At 57.6% G+C, this 14902-nt stretch carries 15 protein-coding genes; 1 reads left to right on the top strand and 14 read right to left on the bottom strand.

Features of this window, described 5'->3' with window-relative positions:
• Window positions 1-75: 75 nt before the first annotated feature.
• The 14 genes from C3418_RS04890 to mioC all read right to left on the bottom strand — a co-directional run bounded on the left by C3418_RS04890 (window position 76) and on the right by mioC (window position 12400).
• Entirely contained in the window at window positions 76-504 is a 429-nt protein-coding gene (locus tag C3418_RS04890; protein ID WP_010672259.1) for a F0F1 ATP synthase subunit epsilon, read from the bottom strand.
• 18 nt (window positions 505-522) lie between these two features.
• Entirely contained in the window at window positions 523-1911 is a 1389-nt protein-coding gene (atpD, locus tag C3418_RS04885) for a F0F1 ATP synthase subunit beta (RefSeq protein ID WP_010672260.1), read from the bottom strand.
• Window positions 1912-1944: 33 nt separating this feature from the next.
• Window positions 1945-2811: a F0F1 ATP synthase subunit gamma gene (gene atpG, locus C3418_RS04880; RefSeq protein ID WP_010672261.1), complete on the bottom strand. Its 867-nt coding sequence runs from the start codon at window positions 2809-2811 to the stop codon at window positions 1945-1947.
• 42 nt (window positions 2812-2853) lie between these two features.
• The gene (gene atpA, locus C3418_RS04875; RefSeq protein WP_041214174.1) at window positions 2854-4395 is read right to left on the bottom strand and encodes a F0F1 ATP synthase subunit alpha; all 1542 of its coding nucleotides are present in this window, start codon (window positions 4393-4395) and stop codon (window positions 2854-2856) included.
• A gap of 15 nt (window positions 4396-4410) precedes the next feature.
• On the bottom strand, window positions 4411-4944 hold the full coding sequence (gene atpH, locus C3418_RS04870; RefSeq protein ID WP_010672263.1) for a F0F1 ATP synthase subunit delta: 534 nt from the start codon (window positions 4942-4944) through the stop codon (window positions 4411-4413).
• Between the two features lie 13 nt (window positions 4945-4957).
• Complete coding sequence (gene atpF / locus C3418_RS04865) at window positions 4958-5428, bottom strand: F0F1 ATP synthase subunit B (RefSeq protein WP_010672264.1); 471 nt, start codon at window positions 5426-5428, stop codon at window positions 4958-4960.
• Window positions 5429-5479: 51 nt separating this feature from the next.
• Entirely contained in the window at window positions 5480-5719 is a 240-nt protein-coding gene (gene atpE, locus C3418_RS04860; RefSeq protein WP_010672265.1) for a F0F1 ATP synthase subunit C, read from the bottom strand.
• Window positions 5720-5777: 58 nt separating this feature from the next.
• Entirely contained in the window at window positions 5778-6560 is a 783-nt protein-coding gene (gene atpB, locus C3418_RS04855; RefSeq protein ID WP_010672266.1) for a F0F1 ATP synthase subunit A, read from the bottom strand.
• A gap of 8 nt (window positions 6561-6568) precedes the next feature.
• Window positions 6569-6979 carry an ATP synthase subunit I gene (locus C3418_RS04850; protein WP_010672267.1) on the bottom strand — a complete coding sequence of 137 codons (411 nt, stop codon included), beginning with the start codon at window positions 6977-6979 and terminating at the stop codon, window positions 6569-6571.
• A gap of 190 nt (window positions 6980-7169) precedes the next feature.
• Window positions 7170-8078: a ParB/RepB/Spo0J family partition protein gene (locus C3418_RS04845; protein WP_010672268.1), complete on the bottom strand. Its 909-nt coding sequence runs from the start codon at window positions 8076-8078 to the stop codon at window positions 7170-7172.
• Window positions 8075-8878, bottom strand: a complete 804-nt coding sequence (locus tag C3418_RS04840) for a ParA family protein (protein WP_029313362.1) — start codon at window positions 8876-8878, stop codon at window positions 8075-8077. The genes C3418_RS04845 and C3418_RS04840 overlap by 4 nt, the downstream gene beginning before the upstream one ends.
• Window positions 8879-8905: 27 nt before the next feature.
• On the bottom strand, window positions 8906-9532 hold the full coding sequence (gene rsmG / locus C3418_RS04835; RefSeq protein ID WP_010672270.1) for a 16S rRNA (guanine(527)-N(7))-methyltransferase RsmG: 627 nt from the start codon (window positions 9530-9532) through the stop codon (window positions 8906-8908).
• Window positions 9533-9552: 20 nt separating this feature from the next.
• A complete protein-coding gene (mnmG, locus tag C3418_RS04830) occupies window positions 9553-11442 on the bottom strand; it encodes a tRNA uridine-5-carboxymethylaminomethyl(34) synthesis enzyme MnmG (RefSeq protein WP_010672271.1) in 1890 nt (629 codons plus the stop codon).
• Window positions 11443-11950: 508 nt separating this feature from the next.
• Entirely contained in the window at window positions 11951-12400 is a 450-nt protein-coding gene (gene mioC / locus C3418_RS04825) for an FMN-binding protein MioC (RefSeq protein WP_039040628.1), read from the bottom strand.
• Between the two features lie 371 nt (window positions 12401-12771).
• On the opposite strand from mioC, the gene C3418_RS04820 reads away from it, so the two are divergent.
• On the top strand, window positions 12772-14880 hold the full coding sequence (locus C3418_RS04820) for a TonB-dependent siderophore receptor (protein WP_103858078.1): 2109 nt from the start codon (window positions 12772-12774) through the stop codon (window positions 14878-14880).
• The last annotated feature ends 22 nt before the right edge of the window (window positions 14881-14902 follow it).

Below are 14902 nucleotides of genomic sequence, written 5' to 3'. Positions count from 1 at the left end.
GTGGAAATGCTGGGCGGAGTCTATCCAACGGGCAAAAAAAAAGCGACCCGAAGGTCGCTTTTTGCATCACCGTGATTAACGGTAATTCTTTTTGACGATATCGATAACCCGCAACTGGGCCATCGCTTTGGCCAGCTCGGCAGACGCCTGAGCATAGTCGATATCACCATGGGAGCTGTTGATCCGCTCTTCGGCACGACGCTTGGCTTCCTGGGCTTTCGCCTCATCCAGATCGTCGGCGCGAATGGCAGTATCGGCCAGCACGGTCACGGCTTCGGGTTGTACTTCCAGCATACCGCCGGAGATGTACAGCACCTCTTCGCTACCATTTTGCTTGATCAAGCGGACCAGGCCCGGCTTGATGGCAGTCAGCAACGGAGCATGACCGTGGCGGAGACCCAGCTCACCTTCGGAGCCTGATACCTGGGCAGATTGCACGCGACCGGAAAACAGTTTTCCTTCGGCGCTCACCACATCCAGGTGAAAGGAGATCATCTCAGCCATGGGCCCTCCTATCGAGGCTTACAGTTTCTTGGACTTCTCGACGACTTCGTCGATGCCGCCAACCATGTAGAACGCCTGCTCCGGCAGATCGTCATACTCGCCCTTCAGGATGCCCTGGAAGCCACGGATGGTTTCCTTCAGCGGCACGTATTTGCCCGGAGAACCGGTAAATACTTCGGCCACGAAGAACGGCTGGGACAGGAAACGCTCGATCTTACGGGCACGGGCTACGGTCAGTTTGTCTTCTTCTGACAGTTCATCCATACCCAGGATGGCGATGATGTCCTTCAGCTCCTTGTAGCGCTGCAGTACGGTCTGAACGCCACGAGCGGTCTCGTAGTGCTCCTTGCCAACCACCAGCGGATCCAGCTGACGGGAGGTGGAGTCCAGCGGGTCAACGGCCGGGTAGATACCCAGAGCCGCGATCTGACGGGACAGTACGACGGTCGCATCCAGGTGGGCGAAGGTGGTCGCCGGAGACGGGTCGGTCAAGTCATCCGCAGGCACGTAAACGGCCTGTACGGAGGTGATGGAACCAGTCTTGGTGGAGGTGATGCGCTCTTGCAGAACACCCATCTCCTCGGCCAGGGTCGGCTGGTAACCTACTGCGGAGGGCATACGGCCCAGCAGTGCGGATACTTCGGTACCGGCCAGGGTGTAACGGTAGATGTTGTCCACGAAGAACAGCACGTCACGACCTTCGTCACGGAACTTCTCGGCCATGGTCAGGCCGGTCAGCGCCACGCGCAGACGGTTTCCGGGCGGCTCGTTCATCTGACCGTAAACCAGAGATACTTTGTCCAGTACGTTGGACTCCATCATCTCGTGGTAGAAGTCGTTACCCTCACGGGTACGCTCACCTACACCGGCGAACACGGAGTAACCGCTGTGCTCGATCGCGATGTTACGGATCAGCTCCATCATGTTGACGGTCTTGCCTACACCGGCGCCGCCGAACAGACCAACCTTACCACCCTTGGCGAACGGACATACCAGGTCGATAACCTTGATGCCGGTCTCCAGCAGCTCGGTGCTGTTGGACTGATCTTCGTAGCTGGGGGCTTCGCGGTGGATGGACCAACGCTCTTCTTCGCCGATCGGACCCTTCTCGTCGATGGGGTCGCCCAGTACGTTCATGATACGGCCCAGGGTCGAGGTACCGACCGGTACCTGGATGGCCTTGCCGCTGTTAACTACTTCCAACCCACGACGCAGACCGTCGGAGGAACCCATGGTGATGCAACGCACGACGCCGCCGCCGATCTGTTGCTGAACTTCCAGTACCAGACCCTGGCCTTGGCCTTCGCTGACAACCTTCAGTGCATCGTACACCTGGGGCACGGCATTCTGCGGGAACTCGATGTCCACCACAGCGCCGATGATTTGGACGATGAAACCGTTACTCATGTCAAATCCTCTAAACCTTTGATAACCCTTGCCTTACACCGCAGCAGCACCGGAAACGATCTCTGTGAGCTCCTGGGTAATACTGGCCTGACGGGCCTTGTTGTATACCAGTTGCAGATCGTTAATCAGGTTGCCGGCGTTGTCAGTCGCGGCTTGCATGGCAACCATTCGGGCTGCCTGTTCACTTGCCAAGTTTTCTACCACACCCTGGTAGACCTGGGATTCGACGTAGCGAATCAGCAGGGTATCCAGCAGTTGCTTGGGATCCGGCTCATAGAGGTAGTCCCAGTGGTGCTTCTTGGCGAGCTTGCTGTCTTCTGTTACGGGCAAAGGCAGCAGTTGATCGACTTTTGGTTGCTGAACCATGGTGTTGACGAACTTGTTGTACACCAGATACAGCCTGTCAATCTCACCGTTGTCGTAAGCCTTCAGCATGACCTTCACTGAACCGATCAGGTCATTGACGCTCGGGTTGTCACCCAGTCCGGAGACGTGGGCTTTCACCTTGGCGCCGTGCCGTTCAAAGAAGTTGGAGGCCTTGTTACCGATCAATGCCAGGTCAACCTTGGCACCTTTCGCGCTCCATTGCTTCATATCATTGAGGGCAGCCTTGAACAGGTTGATGTTCAGACCACCACACAGGCCACGGTCGGTGGAGACGACGATGTAACCCACTCGCTTCACCTCACGTTCGATGAGGTAGGGGTGCTTGTATTCCAAGTTCCCCTGAGCGATATGGCCGATCACCTTGCGCATGGTTTCAGCGTACGGACGGCTGGCAGACATGCGTTCCTGCGCACGGCGCATCTTGCTCGCTGCCACCATTTCCATAGCGCTGGTGATCTTCTGAGTGTTCTTCACACTCCCGATCTTGTTACGTATCTCTTTTGCGCCGGCCATCTCTTCTCTCCATCAGGTGGCAGCTTGCGCTGCCACACACGCTTACCAGGTCTGGGTTGCCTTGAAGTCATCCAGCAACGCAGTCAGCTTGCCAACGATCGTGTCGTTGTAGTCGGCCTTGGCATTGATTTCAGCCATCAGCTCGGCATGCTGGGTATTGGCGTAAGAGAGCAGAGCGGCTTCGAAGTCGACGATCTTGCTCAGTTCGACATCGGCGAGATAACCCTTCTCGGCGGCGAACAGCACCAGGGATTGCTGGGCCACGCTCATCGGAGAGTACTGCTTCTGCTTCATCAGCTCGGTGACTTTCTGACCGTGATCCAGCTGCTTGCGAGTGGCATCGTCCAGGTCGGAAGAGAACTGGGCAAATGCCGCCAGTTCGCGGTACTGGGCCAGCGCGGTACGGATACCACCGGACAGCTTCTTGACGATCTTGGTCTGAGCAGCACCGCCCACACGGGATACGGAGATACCCGGGTCAACCGCCGGACGAATACCGGAGTTGAACAGCTGGGAGGTCAGGAAGATCTGGCCGTCGGTGATGGAGATCACGTTGGTCGGAACGAACGCGGAGACGTCACCGGCCTGGGTTTCGATGATCGGCAGGGCGGTCAGGGAACCGGTCTGGCCTTTCACGGCACCATTGGTGAACTTCTCTACGTACTCGGCGTTGACGCGAGCAGCACGCTCCAGCAGACGGGAGTGCAGATAGAAGACGTCACCCGGGTAAGCTTCACGTCCAGGCGGACGGCGCAGCAGCAGGGAGATCTGGCGATAGGCAACGGCCTGCTTGGACAGGTCATCATAGATGATCAGTGCGTCTTCGCCGCGGTCACGGAAGTACTCGCCCATGGAGCAACCGGCGTAGGGAGCCAGGTACTGCAGAGCAGCCGCTTCGGAGGCAGAAGCCACGACCACGATGGTGTTGGCCAGGGCGCCGTGCTCTTCCAGCTTGCGCACCACGTTGGCGATGGTGGAGGCCTTCTGGCCGATCGCAACGTAGACGCACTTAATGCCGGAATCTTTCTGGTTGATGATGGTGTCGATGGCGATGGCGGTCTTACCAACCTGGCGGTCACCGATGATCAGCTCACGCTGGCCACGACCGATAGGGATCATGGCATCGATGGCTTTCAGACCGGTCTGGACTGGCTGGTCAACAGACTTACGCTCGATAACGCCCGGGGCGATCACTTCGATCGGCGAGAAGCCGTCGTTGTCTACCGGACCCTTACCGTCGATCGGCTGACCCAGGGTGTTGACCACCCGGCCCAACAGACCACGACCGACCGGCACTTCCAGAATGCGGCCGGTACCCTTTACCTTCATCCCCTCGGCCAGATCGGCATAGGGACCCATTACTACGGCACCAACGGAGTCACGCTCCAGGTTCAATGCCAGAGCGAAGCGGTTGCCCGGCAGCTCGATCATCTCACCCTGCATGGCATCGGCCAGACCGTGGATACGAATGATACCGTCGCTTACAGAAACGATGGTACCTTCGTTACGCGCTTCGCTTTTGACATCAAACTGCGCAATGCGCTGCTTGATCAGCTCGGCGATTTCAGTGGAATTCAGTTGCATGCTCTAATACCCCAATCAAGATTGCAGCGCATCGGCCATGCGATCCAGCTTACCGCGGACCGTGCCGTCGATAACGAGATCACCGGCCTTGATGAGCACCCCGGCCATCAAGGACGCATCTGTGCTGCAATTCAGCTTCACTTTGCGCGCGAGACGTTGTTCCAGAGAAGCCTGAATATTGGCTTTCTGCTGGTCGGTCAGTTCGATCGCCGAAATCACGTCAGCCTGAACTTCTTTGTCCAGTTCAGCCTTGAGCGCGACGAATTCGGCAACGACCGCCGGCAGCACACCCAAGCGACCATTCTCGGCCATCACCCGGATCAGGTTCTGACCGTGCTCGTTGAGCTGCTCACCGCAGACACCGACAAACAGCTTTGCCAGTTCTTCGGCAGCAACGGAGCCGTTTACCAGGCTGTGCATGGTCTCGTTTTCTGCCACCTGAGCGGCGAAATCGAGCATCTCCAGCCATTGGTCAACCGCCTTGTGCTCAACGGCAAACTCGAAAGCAGCCTTGGCGTAGGGGCGAGCGATTGTAGTCAGTTCAGACATAGCCCCGTTCCCGTTACAGTTCTGCTACCAGTTTGTCGACGATGTCGCTGTTGGCAGCCTGGTCGATTTGGCGTGCCAGGATCTTCTCTGCACCCGCGATGGCAAGAGCAGCAACCTGCTTGCGCAGTTCTTCTTTGGCACGATGACGTTCAGCTTCGATCTCTGCACGGCCCTGAGCCAGGATTTTCTCCCGCTCAGCTTGGGCTCCGACAGCGGCCTCATCAATGATCTGGGCCTTGCGTTTGTTGGCCTGATCGATGATTTCAGCAGCCTGAAGCTTGGCTTCTTTCAGCTGATCGGTGGCGTTGGCCTTGGCCAGCTCCAGATCTTTCTTGGCACGCTCTGCAGAAGAGAGGCCGTCAGCGATTTCTTTCTGACGGGCTTCGATGGCAGCCATCAGCGGCGGCCATACGTACTTCATGCAAAACACTACGAAGATGAAAAAAGCAACTGCTTGGCCGAGGAGGGTGGCGTTGATATTCACAGCCGATGTCCTCTTTAGTTAGTTAATGGGTTCTGCGTGAGTCGTAATGACTTAGGCAACCGCAAACATCACATACAGACCCAGACCAACGGCGATCATCGGGATCGCATCCACCAGACCCATCACGATGAAGAACTGGGTACGCAGAACAGGGATCAGGTCAGGTTGACGGGCTGCACCTTCCAGGAACTTGCCACCCAGGATACCGATACCGATGGAGGCGCCGATAGCCGCCAGACCCATCATCATTGCAGCAGCGATGTACAGCAGGTCCATGTTCAAGTTTTCCATGAGGATCTCCATTTATTTAGATGTAATTGATTGTATAAAAAGGATTATTTGAGTTGCATCAACCATGGTCTTCCTGCGCCATCGACAGATAGACGATGGTCAGAACCATGAAGATAAACGCCTGCAAAGTGATGATCAGGATGTGGAAGATTGCCCAAGGCACGGACAGGATCCACTGTGACCACCAGGGTAACAAACCCGCAATCAGGATGAAGATCAGTTCGCCAGCATACATGTTGCCGAACAGTCGCAGACCCAATGAAACAGGCTTGGAAATCAACGTGACGGTTTCAAGGATGAAGTTAACCGGGATGGCAGCAGGGTGATTGAAAGGCTGAAGCGTCAGCTCCTTCACGAACCCGCTGATACCCTTGACCTTGATGCTGTAGTACAGGATCAAGAAGAACACGCCCAAAGCCATGGACATGGTGATGTTAACGTCAGCAGAGGGAACCACACGCAGATAGGGAACACCCATCAACTGTGCAGCGTGAGGGATAAAGTCAACGGGGATCAGGTCCATGAAGTTCATCAGGAAGATCCACACGAACACCGTCAGGGCCAAAGGTGCGATGACCTTGTTGCGACCATGAAAGATGTCCTTGACGTTACCATTCACAAACTCGACCAGCATCTCCACAAAGCACTGCAGCTTACCGGGCACACCGCTGGTGGCCTTGACGGCAACCTTGCGGAACAACCAGATAAACAGGGCGCCTAGCACGACGGAAAATATCATGGAATCGATATTCACCGTCCAGAACCCGGACCCTACCTGCAGGTGGGTCAGGTGGTGGGAGATATATCCCTGAGGAGTCAGGACTTCTCCGGTTGCAGACATGAGTTTTCCTAATAGTGGTTGTTAAGCGTGAATGAAACTATCCACTGTACAACGAGGGCGAGGATATAAGTGGCGAAGAACGAGGCGGTGTCGACCTCAATCCCGGCGCCAAACAGCAGGGCGAAAAGTCCTGTTGTAGTAATGAGCTTAATCCCTGCCCCACCATAAAAGTCCCGCAAAACCAGGCCTACGCTCTCTTTCGTCACCTTGCGGCGCAGAACCCAGAGCGTGAACAGGGCTTGAGGAACCCAGTACATCCCCCCTCCGTAGAGAGAGGATTGTCCGGCGAACTCTCCCGCCTGATAAAACCAGACGGTGGCGATCGCCAGGATCAGGACCAGCTGACAAACGAGCATAGCCAAGGCCAGCGTCAAACCTTCCAAGGCTATTTTCTGCTTCACCAACCTACCCCTGAACATTACAGAACTGTAAAAAATCGGGATCCGAAGACCCCAGGTTCACAGCTCGAAAAGCCGGTCAAATTATACCCGTGAAGACGGCTATTGCAACATGGCAAAAATCCTTAATTTTTGCGGCTTTCCGCGCGAAATTAAGGTTATGTTCATATCGAAAGTAATGGATGTTTTATTACTACAAAAAGCGTAAAAATCACGATTCTGACAGGCCAAAATAGCCCAATACCCGGTCCAAATCTGCCAAGTTATCGTAACTTATTACTAACTTGCCGCTATCTTTCTTGCCCGGCTGAAGTTGCACCTGATTGCCAATTTTTTCAGAAATCTGGCGCTCGAGATAACCAAACTGCGGATCGCGGACGGGTTCAACCCTGGTTTTTGCCGGTTCCAGTGCTTTTTGCACCAGCTTCTCGGTATCTCGCACTGTCAGCCCCTTCTGGGCCACCAGTTTGGCCAGCTCTGACTGGGCCTGGCCGCTCAGGGCCAGCAGGGCACGGGCGTGGCCCATGTCGAGATCGCCGTGCTCCACGAAGCGCTTCACATCCTCGTTGAGCTGGTTCAGGCGCAGCAGGTTGGTGACTGTCGTGCGGGACTTGCCCACCGCTTCGGCCACTTGCTGGTGGGTCAGCTCGAACTCGGTCAGCAGCCGCTGCAGGGCCACCGCCTCCTCGATGGCATTGAGGTCTTCGCGCTGGATGTTCTCGATGAGTGCGATGGCGACGGCCGCCTCGTCGGCGACATCCTTGACCAGGCAGGGCACCACTTCGAGACGGGCCAGCTGGGAGGCGCGCCAGCGGCGTTCACCAGCAATGATTTCGAAACGGTTTTCACCGATGGAGCGAACCACGATGGGCTGGATCACCCCTTGTGCACGGATGGAGTTGGCCAGCTCCTCCAGCGCATCCTGGGACATATCCTTGCGCGGTTGGTATTTGCCGGACTGCAGCCACTCCACCGGCAGCTTGCGCAATTCCCCCTGATTGGTCGGGGCCATGGCCTGTTCGGTGCGCTGGTCGCTCATCACCTGTTTCTGGCGGGCGGCCGTGCTGGTGCTGAGCAGGGCGTCCAGCCCCTTGCCCAGCCCACGTTTCTTCGGCGTCATATGCTCTCTCGATCTGCGGTGAGCGGCTGGGACTCCTGCTCCTGGCGGCGCAGGATCTCGCCAGCCAGGGCCAGATAGGCCTTGGCCCCCACCGATGATTTGTCATAGTGCATGGCTGGCGCGCCAAAGCTCGGCGCCTCCGCCAGTCTTACGTTGCGGGGAATGATGGTGCGATAGACCTTGTCCCCGAAATGCTGTTTCAGCTGATCGGACACATCATTGGCCAGCCGGTTGCGATGATCGAACATGGTGCGCAGCACCCCTTCGATCTTCAGCTCCGGATTGACCACGGCTGCCAGCTTGCTGATGGTGTCCACCAGGGCGGTCAGCCCTTCCAGCGCATAGTATTCGCACTGCATGGGCACCAGCACGGAGTCGGCGGCGGCCATGGCGTTCACCGTCAGCATGTTGAGAGAAGGCGGGCAGTCGATGAAGACGTAGTCGTACTTGTCCCTGACCGAGGCCAGGGCGTTGCGCAGGCGGATCTCGCGGGCAAAAAACTCCATCAGGCGGATTTCTGCCGCGGTCACGTCGGCATTGGCGGCGATCAGGTGATAGCCTCCCGAGGTTTCGGGGATGATCACCTCGCCGATGGGGGCATCTTCGATCAGCAGTTCATAGGCAGTGCGTTCGACATCGTACTTGTCGACGCCACTGCCCATGGTGGCATTGCCCTGCGGATCCAGATCGATCACCAGCACCTTGCGCCGGGTAGCGGCCATGGAGGCGGCCAGATTCACACAGGTGGTGGTTTTACCCACTCCACCCTTCTGGTTGGCTATGGCAATGACTTTTCCCACACTGTCCCCTAAATGAATGCGGCGGCCCTATTCGGGCTGGATGGCTTTAAACTCCAGCAGATGGCGTTCGCCTTCCAGTTCCGGCACCACCAGCTTGTGGGTGGCAACCAGACGAATGCTGTCAGGCAACTGTGCCAGCTCCTGCTCGGGGTATTGTCCCTTGAGCGCCAGGAAGCTGCCCTCGGGTGACGGCAGATGATGACACCAGCTCAGCATGTCCTCCAGGGAGGCGAAAGCCCGGCTCAGTACACCATCAAATCCGGTCTCGGGTTGATACTCCTCCACCCGGGATTTGACGGGGGTCACATTGGTCAACCCCAGCTCCAGGATCACCTGGCGGATGAAGTTGATCCGCTTGCCCAGGCTGTCGAGCAGCACGAACTGTTTGTCCGGATTGATGATGGCCAGCGGCAGTCCGGGCAGACCCGGACCCGTTCCCACATCGATGAAGCGTTCACCGTGCAGGTGAGGACTCACCACCAGGCTGTCGAGGATATGCTTGACCAACATGGCGTCCGGATCTCGCACCGAGGTGAGATTGTAAGCCTTGTTCCACTTGTGCAGCAACTCGACCAACTGCACCAACTGGGTCTTCTGGGTTTCGGTGATAACAATTCCGGCCTGCATGAGCAGGCCGTTCAATCTTTGCAGCATGTTGTCCAACGGGGAATTCCTCAGGCGGTTTTACGCAGCAGGCCGTGTTTCTTCAGGTGCACCAGCAAGATGGAGATGGCGGCAGGGGTGATGCCGGAGATGCGAGACGCCTGACCTATGGTCTCTGGCTTGGCATCGTTGAGCTTGGCGATCACCTCGTTGGAGAGACCGTTCACGTCGCGGTAGTTCATATCCAGCGGCAGCAGGGTGTTTTCGTTGCGCAACTGTTTCTCCACCTCGTCGTGCTGACGCTCGATATAACCGGCGTACTTGATCTGGATCTCCACCTGATCCGCGGCAGCCGCATCGGTCAATGCAGGCCCCACACCCTCGATGGCCATCAGGGCATCGTAGGTCACCTCGGGGCGACGCAGCAGCTCTTCCAGGCTCTGCTCCCGGGTCAGGGGAGTGTTGACCAGGGCGTTGACGGCCTCCAGAGACGGATGCTGCGGGTGGATCCAGGTCGAGCGCATGCGCTGACGTTCCTGCTCCACCTGTTCCACCTTGGCATTGAACAGGCTCCAGCGATGATCATCCACCAGACCCAGCTCGCGGCCGATGGCGGTCAGGCGCAGATCCGCATTGTCTTCCCGCAGCAGCAGGCGATATTCGGCACGGCTGGTGAACATGCGATAGGGTTCGCGGGTCCCCAGTGTGGAGAGATCGTCCATCATCACGCCCATGTAGGCCTGATCCCGGCGTGGGTGCCAGGCTTCCTTGCCCTGGGCGCGCAAGCCCGCGTTCAGACCGGCCATCAGGCCCTGGGCAGCGGCCTCTTCATAGCCGGTGGTGCCGTTGATCTGGCCGGCGAAGAAGAGGTTCTCGATGCACTTGCTCTCCATGTTGGCCTTGAGATCCCGCGGATCGAAGAAATCGTACTCGATGGCGTAGCCAGGGCGAGTGATATGGGCATTCTCGAAGCCACGGATCGAGCGGACGATCTGCACCTGCACGTCGAACGGCAGGCTGGTGGAGATCCCGTTCGGGTAGAGCTCGTGGGTGGTCAGGCCTTCCGGTTCCACAAAGATCTGGTGCGCCGTCTTGTCGGCAAAGCGGGTGATCTTGTCCTCGATCGACGGACAGTAGCGCGGGCCTATCCCCTCGATCACCCCGGCGTACATGGGGCTGCGATCCAGGTTGTTGCGGATCACCTCGTGGGTCTGCTCATTGGTATGGGTCACGTAGCAAGGCATCTGGCGCGGATGCTGGCTGGCGTTGCCAATGAAGGAGAAGACCGGGCGAGGATCGTCACCATGTTGCTGCTGCATCACGGAAAAATCGACGGTGCGTGCATCGATGCGTGGTGGCGTGCCCGTTTTGAGGCGATCGATGCGCAGCGGCATTTCACGCAGGCGCTGGGCGAGGGCAATTGAGGGAGGATCCCCGGCGCGGCCCCCTTTGTAGTTCTCCATGCCGATGTGGATCAGACCATTGAGGAAGGTGCCAACGGTCAGTACGACCGTCTTGCCGCTGATGCGGATCCCGCTCTGGGTAACGACCCCGGCGACGCGATCCCCGTCCATGACCAGATCGTCGCAGGCCTGCTGGAAGATCTTCAGGTTCGGGTAGTTCTCCAGGGTCTGACGCACCACAGCCTTGTACAGCAGGCGATCCGCCTGGGCACGAGTAGCCCGCACCGCAGGGCCCTTGGAAGAGTTGAGCGTGCGGAACTGGATCCCGCCGAGATCGATGGCCTGCGCCATGATCCCGCCAAGGGCGTCGACTTCCTTGACCAGGTGTCCCTTGCCGATCCCGCCGATCGCCGGATTGCAGGACATATGCCCCAGCGTATCTATGTTGTGGGTGAGCAACAGGGTATTGAGACCCATGCGGGCTGCCGCTGTTGCTGCTTCGGTTCCTGCATGACCGCCACCGACGACGATCACATCAAATTGTTCATGGTATTGCATTGGGGATCACCTTGATCTGCACGCCTGAAGATCTTTGTTTGCCTGGTCTGAAGGGCGGATCATTCTATCTGTTTAGCATCCGGAGGGGAACGTCTACTTCAGGATCAGTATGGATCAGGGATCGGTTAAATAGATCTTAAGGATCTTTAGATCGATCTTTTATTGGATCTTTTATTAGGATCCGCGACTTCTGTTGATAAGGCATTTTTGATCATAAAGATCATTCGGTTAAGGTCGATCGCTGCTTGTGGAAAAGCTTGGATCCAGAGGGGGCGAGCGGGGGGATAACATGGGTTTTTATGCACAGACACATGGTCGGTAAGATCTAATACATGAATAACTATAGGTTTTGCAGAGCTTAGCACCTAAGTTATACACAATTATCCGAGCTCATGTGGGGAGCTCTCGGGAAAAACTTATCCGGATCCCTCTGTTAATAACCTGGTGGATAGGGATCTGGGGATAACCAGGGAGATCGGGGGTCGTGACCGGATCTCCCTGGCCCTGATCAGCCGATCAAGGTCATCCAGTCGTGGATCCAGGTTTCTGCGGCATCTTCGGGGATCTCGTGCTGGGTCACGTCTATTTCCAGGAGATCCCCCAGTCGGCTGGCACCGCACCCGGCCAGCAGCCGATCCAGCGTCTTGCCGCCCTGGCAGAAGGTGTCATAACTGCGATCCCCCAGGGCGATCACTCCGTACTTGAAGGCGGCGAGATCCGGCTGCTGCTCGGCAAGATCCCGGGCAAAGGGCTGCAGATTGTCGGGTACATCCCCCGCACCATGGGTGGAAGTGACCACCAACACGATGGCTTCTGGCTCGGTCAGGATCCTGGCCAGGCTGGCGGGGTTGTGGATCTCCGCCTGGTGGCCCGCCTGTTCAAGCAGGCCGACCACATGATCTGCGACATATTCGGAGGCCCCCAGCATGGAGCCGACGACGAGGTTGAGTTTGGCCATGGAATGGATCCTGATGTCATCGAAAAAGTGAAGAGCGGGGATCTTACCGCCAAAGCATGTGGATAAATATGGATAAAGCTTGGGGATAAGGATCCTGTCCACTTTTTTGCAGCCAAAACCGGTCTCGTGGCCGTCATGCTGCCTTCTTTCCGCCTGTTGTGACCTCATCGCACCTTTCGTTGTCAAACGACACTTTAAAATATCAATTAACAATGCAGATGCAAATGATTAGCAATTATTGAATCGATTCGATCACGGCACCTGTAGTAGCATGGCGCTGCTTTATTCGCCTGAGGCGCCGGGCTGACCGGTCCAATTGGGCACCCATAATAAGAAATCAAACATAACTTATTGATATTTGAGACACTTATATGATTGCGCAAAAAAATACCCCGAATGCCGTGATGCGAAAGAGAGGCGCACAGCTGCTGCCGCTCTCCTGTCTGCTGGCGTCCCTGCCCGTGTTGGCGGTGGAACAGGCGGATAAAGAGTTGCCCAAGGCGGGCGAAACCATGGTCGTGACCGGGACCGCCATGAAGGTCGAGGTCCCCATGGCAGAGACCCCCCGTGCCGTTTCCGTGGTCAATCGCGAAGAGCTGGACCAGCATGCCGTACTCAAGCTAGACGAGTCCCTGCGCTATCGCTCCGGCGTCCTGTCCCAGTCCTATGGTTCGGACACGGATGCGGACTGGTTCAAGGTGCGCGGCTTCGATGCGGCTTCTTACCTGGATGGCAACCGTCTTTTCAGCACCGGTTACTATGTCTGGACCCCGGAGCCCTTCGGCCTTGAGAGCGTGGAAGTGCTCAAAGGCCCGGCCTCCATTCTGTATGGCGAAGCCCCTCCCGGAGGCGTCATCAACGCCATCAGCAAGCGTCCGACCGCTACCCCGCAGGGACTGGTGAACCTGCAACTGGGCAACCGGGATCTGCGCCAGGTCGGGGTGGATGTCTCCGACACCCTTACCGACAACAGCCGGTATCGTCTGGTGGCCCTCTACAACGAGCGGGACGGCGTGCTGGATGGCACCTACAACGAGCGCGCCTATCTGGCGCCGAGCGTGACCCTGGATATTTCTGATCGCACCACGCTGACGCTGCTTTCCAGCTTCAAGCACGATGAAGGGGTGCCGACCAACGGCTTCTTCCCGGTTTACGGCACCCTGAATACCTCCGGAGGCCAGATCGATCCCTCCACCAACCTGAGCCAGCCGGATTACGATCGCAATCGCAATACCCAGATCTCCGCCGGGTACGAGCTGGCCCACCAGCTCAACCAGACCTGGGAGTTCAAGCAGAACGTTCGCTTCAACTACAACGATCTGCTGCTGCGCCAGACCTACATCTTCCCGACCTATGAAGGCACCACCGCCTACCGCGGCCTGGTCTACCGGGATGGGGATACCAAGAGCGCCACCATGGACAATCAGATGGTGGGCTACTGGAACACCGACAGCACGGAGCAGACCCTGCTGCTGGGGGTGGATCTGCAGCGCCATGTGAATGAAGGCCAGGAAGCCGACAACTATGGCATGGGCGCCATCAACACCATGAACCCGGATTACAGCGGTTTCCCCGGTTTTGATGAATCCACCGCGACCCACCAGAAGAGCACCAAGGGCCAGAGCGGCCTCTATGCCCAGCACCAGATCCGCTGGGATGATCGCTGGCTGCTGACCGCGGGCGGTCGTTTCGACTACGTGGAAACCCACAACATCAGCGAAGCCAAGAGCAAGAACGAGAAACAGTACGACGACAACCTCTCTCTCTCCGGCAGCCTGATGTACCTGGCCGATAACGGTCTCTCCCCTTACTTCGCCTATGCGGAATCCTTCGAAGTGCTGCCGGGGATAGACCCCAACACCGGCAATTCCTACAAGCCGCTGGAAGGCAAGCTCTACGAGACCGGGGTCAAGTACGCACCCAGCTTCCTCGATGGCTACATCAACCTGGCGCTGTTCGATCTGGAGCAGACCAACTCCCTGGTCTCTACCGGCTCCGGCCAGCAGACCCAGGCCGGTGAAGTGACCTCCCAGGGGGTCGAACTGGAGGGGAGCGTGCAGGCCACCGAGGCGTTGCGCCTGACCGCTGCCTATACCTATACCGATGCCAAGACCAACGACACCGGTAACGGCGATCGTCGTGCGAGCCTGATCCCGCGCCACCAGGCCTCCTTCTGGGGCAACTACAAGGTGCAGCAGGGCCCGGTATCCGGTCTTGAGCTGGGTTCCGGCGTGCGCTATGTGGGTTCCAGCGTCGGCATCGGCGCGGTGAATGCGGACTACACCCCCATCTATGGTTCCGCCCAGGTACCGGCACACACCGTATGGGATGCGATGATCGGGTATGACTTTGCCAAGAACTGGCGTGCCCAGATCAACGTCAACAACCTGCTGAACGACACCTATGTGGCGAGCTGCGACTACTACTGCTACTACGGCGAGCCGCGCAGCATAGTCGGCACCGTCAACTACCGCTGGTAAGCGACAGGCTGGGCGGGGGCGA

The organism is Aeromonas sp. ASNIH8 (genome assembly GCF_002919855.1).
Classification (GTDB): Bacteria; Pseudomonadota; Gammaproteobacteria; order Enterobacterales; family Aeromonadaceae; genus Aeromonas; species Aeromonas caviae.
Note: the sequence above shows the minus strand (reverse complement) of the source record. Positions and strands in the feature narration are given on the sequence as shown.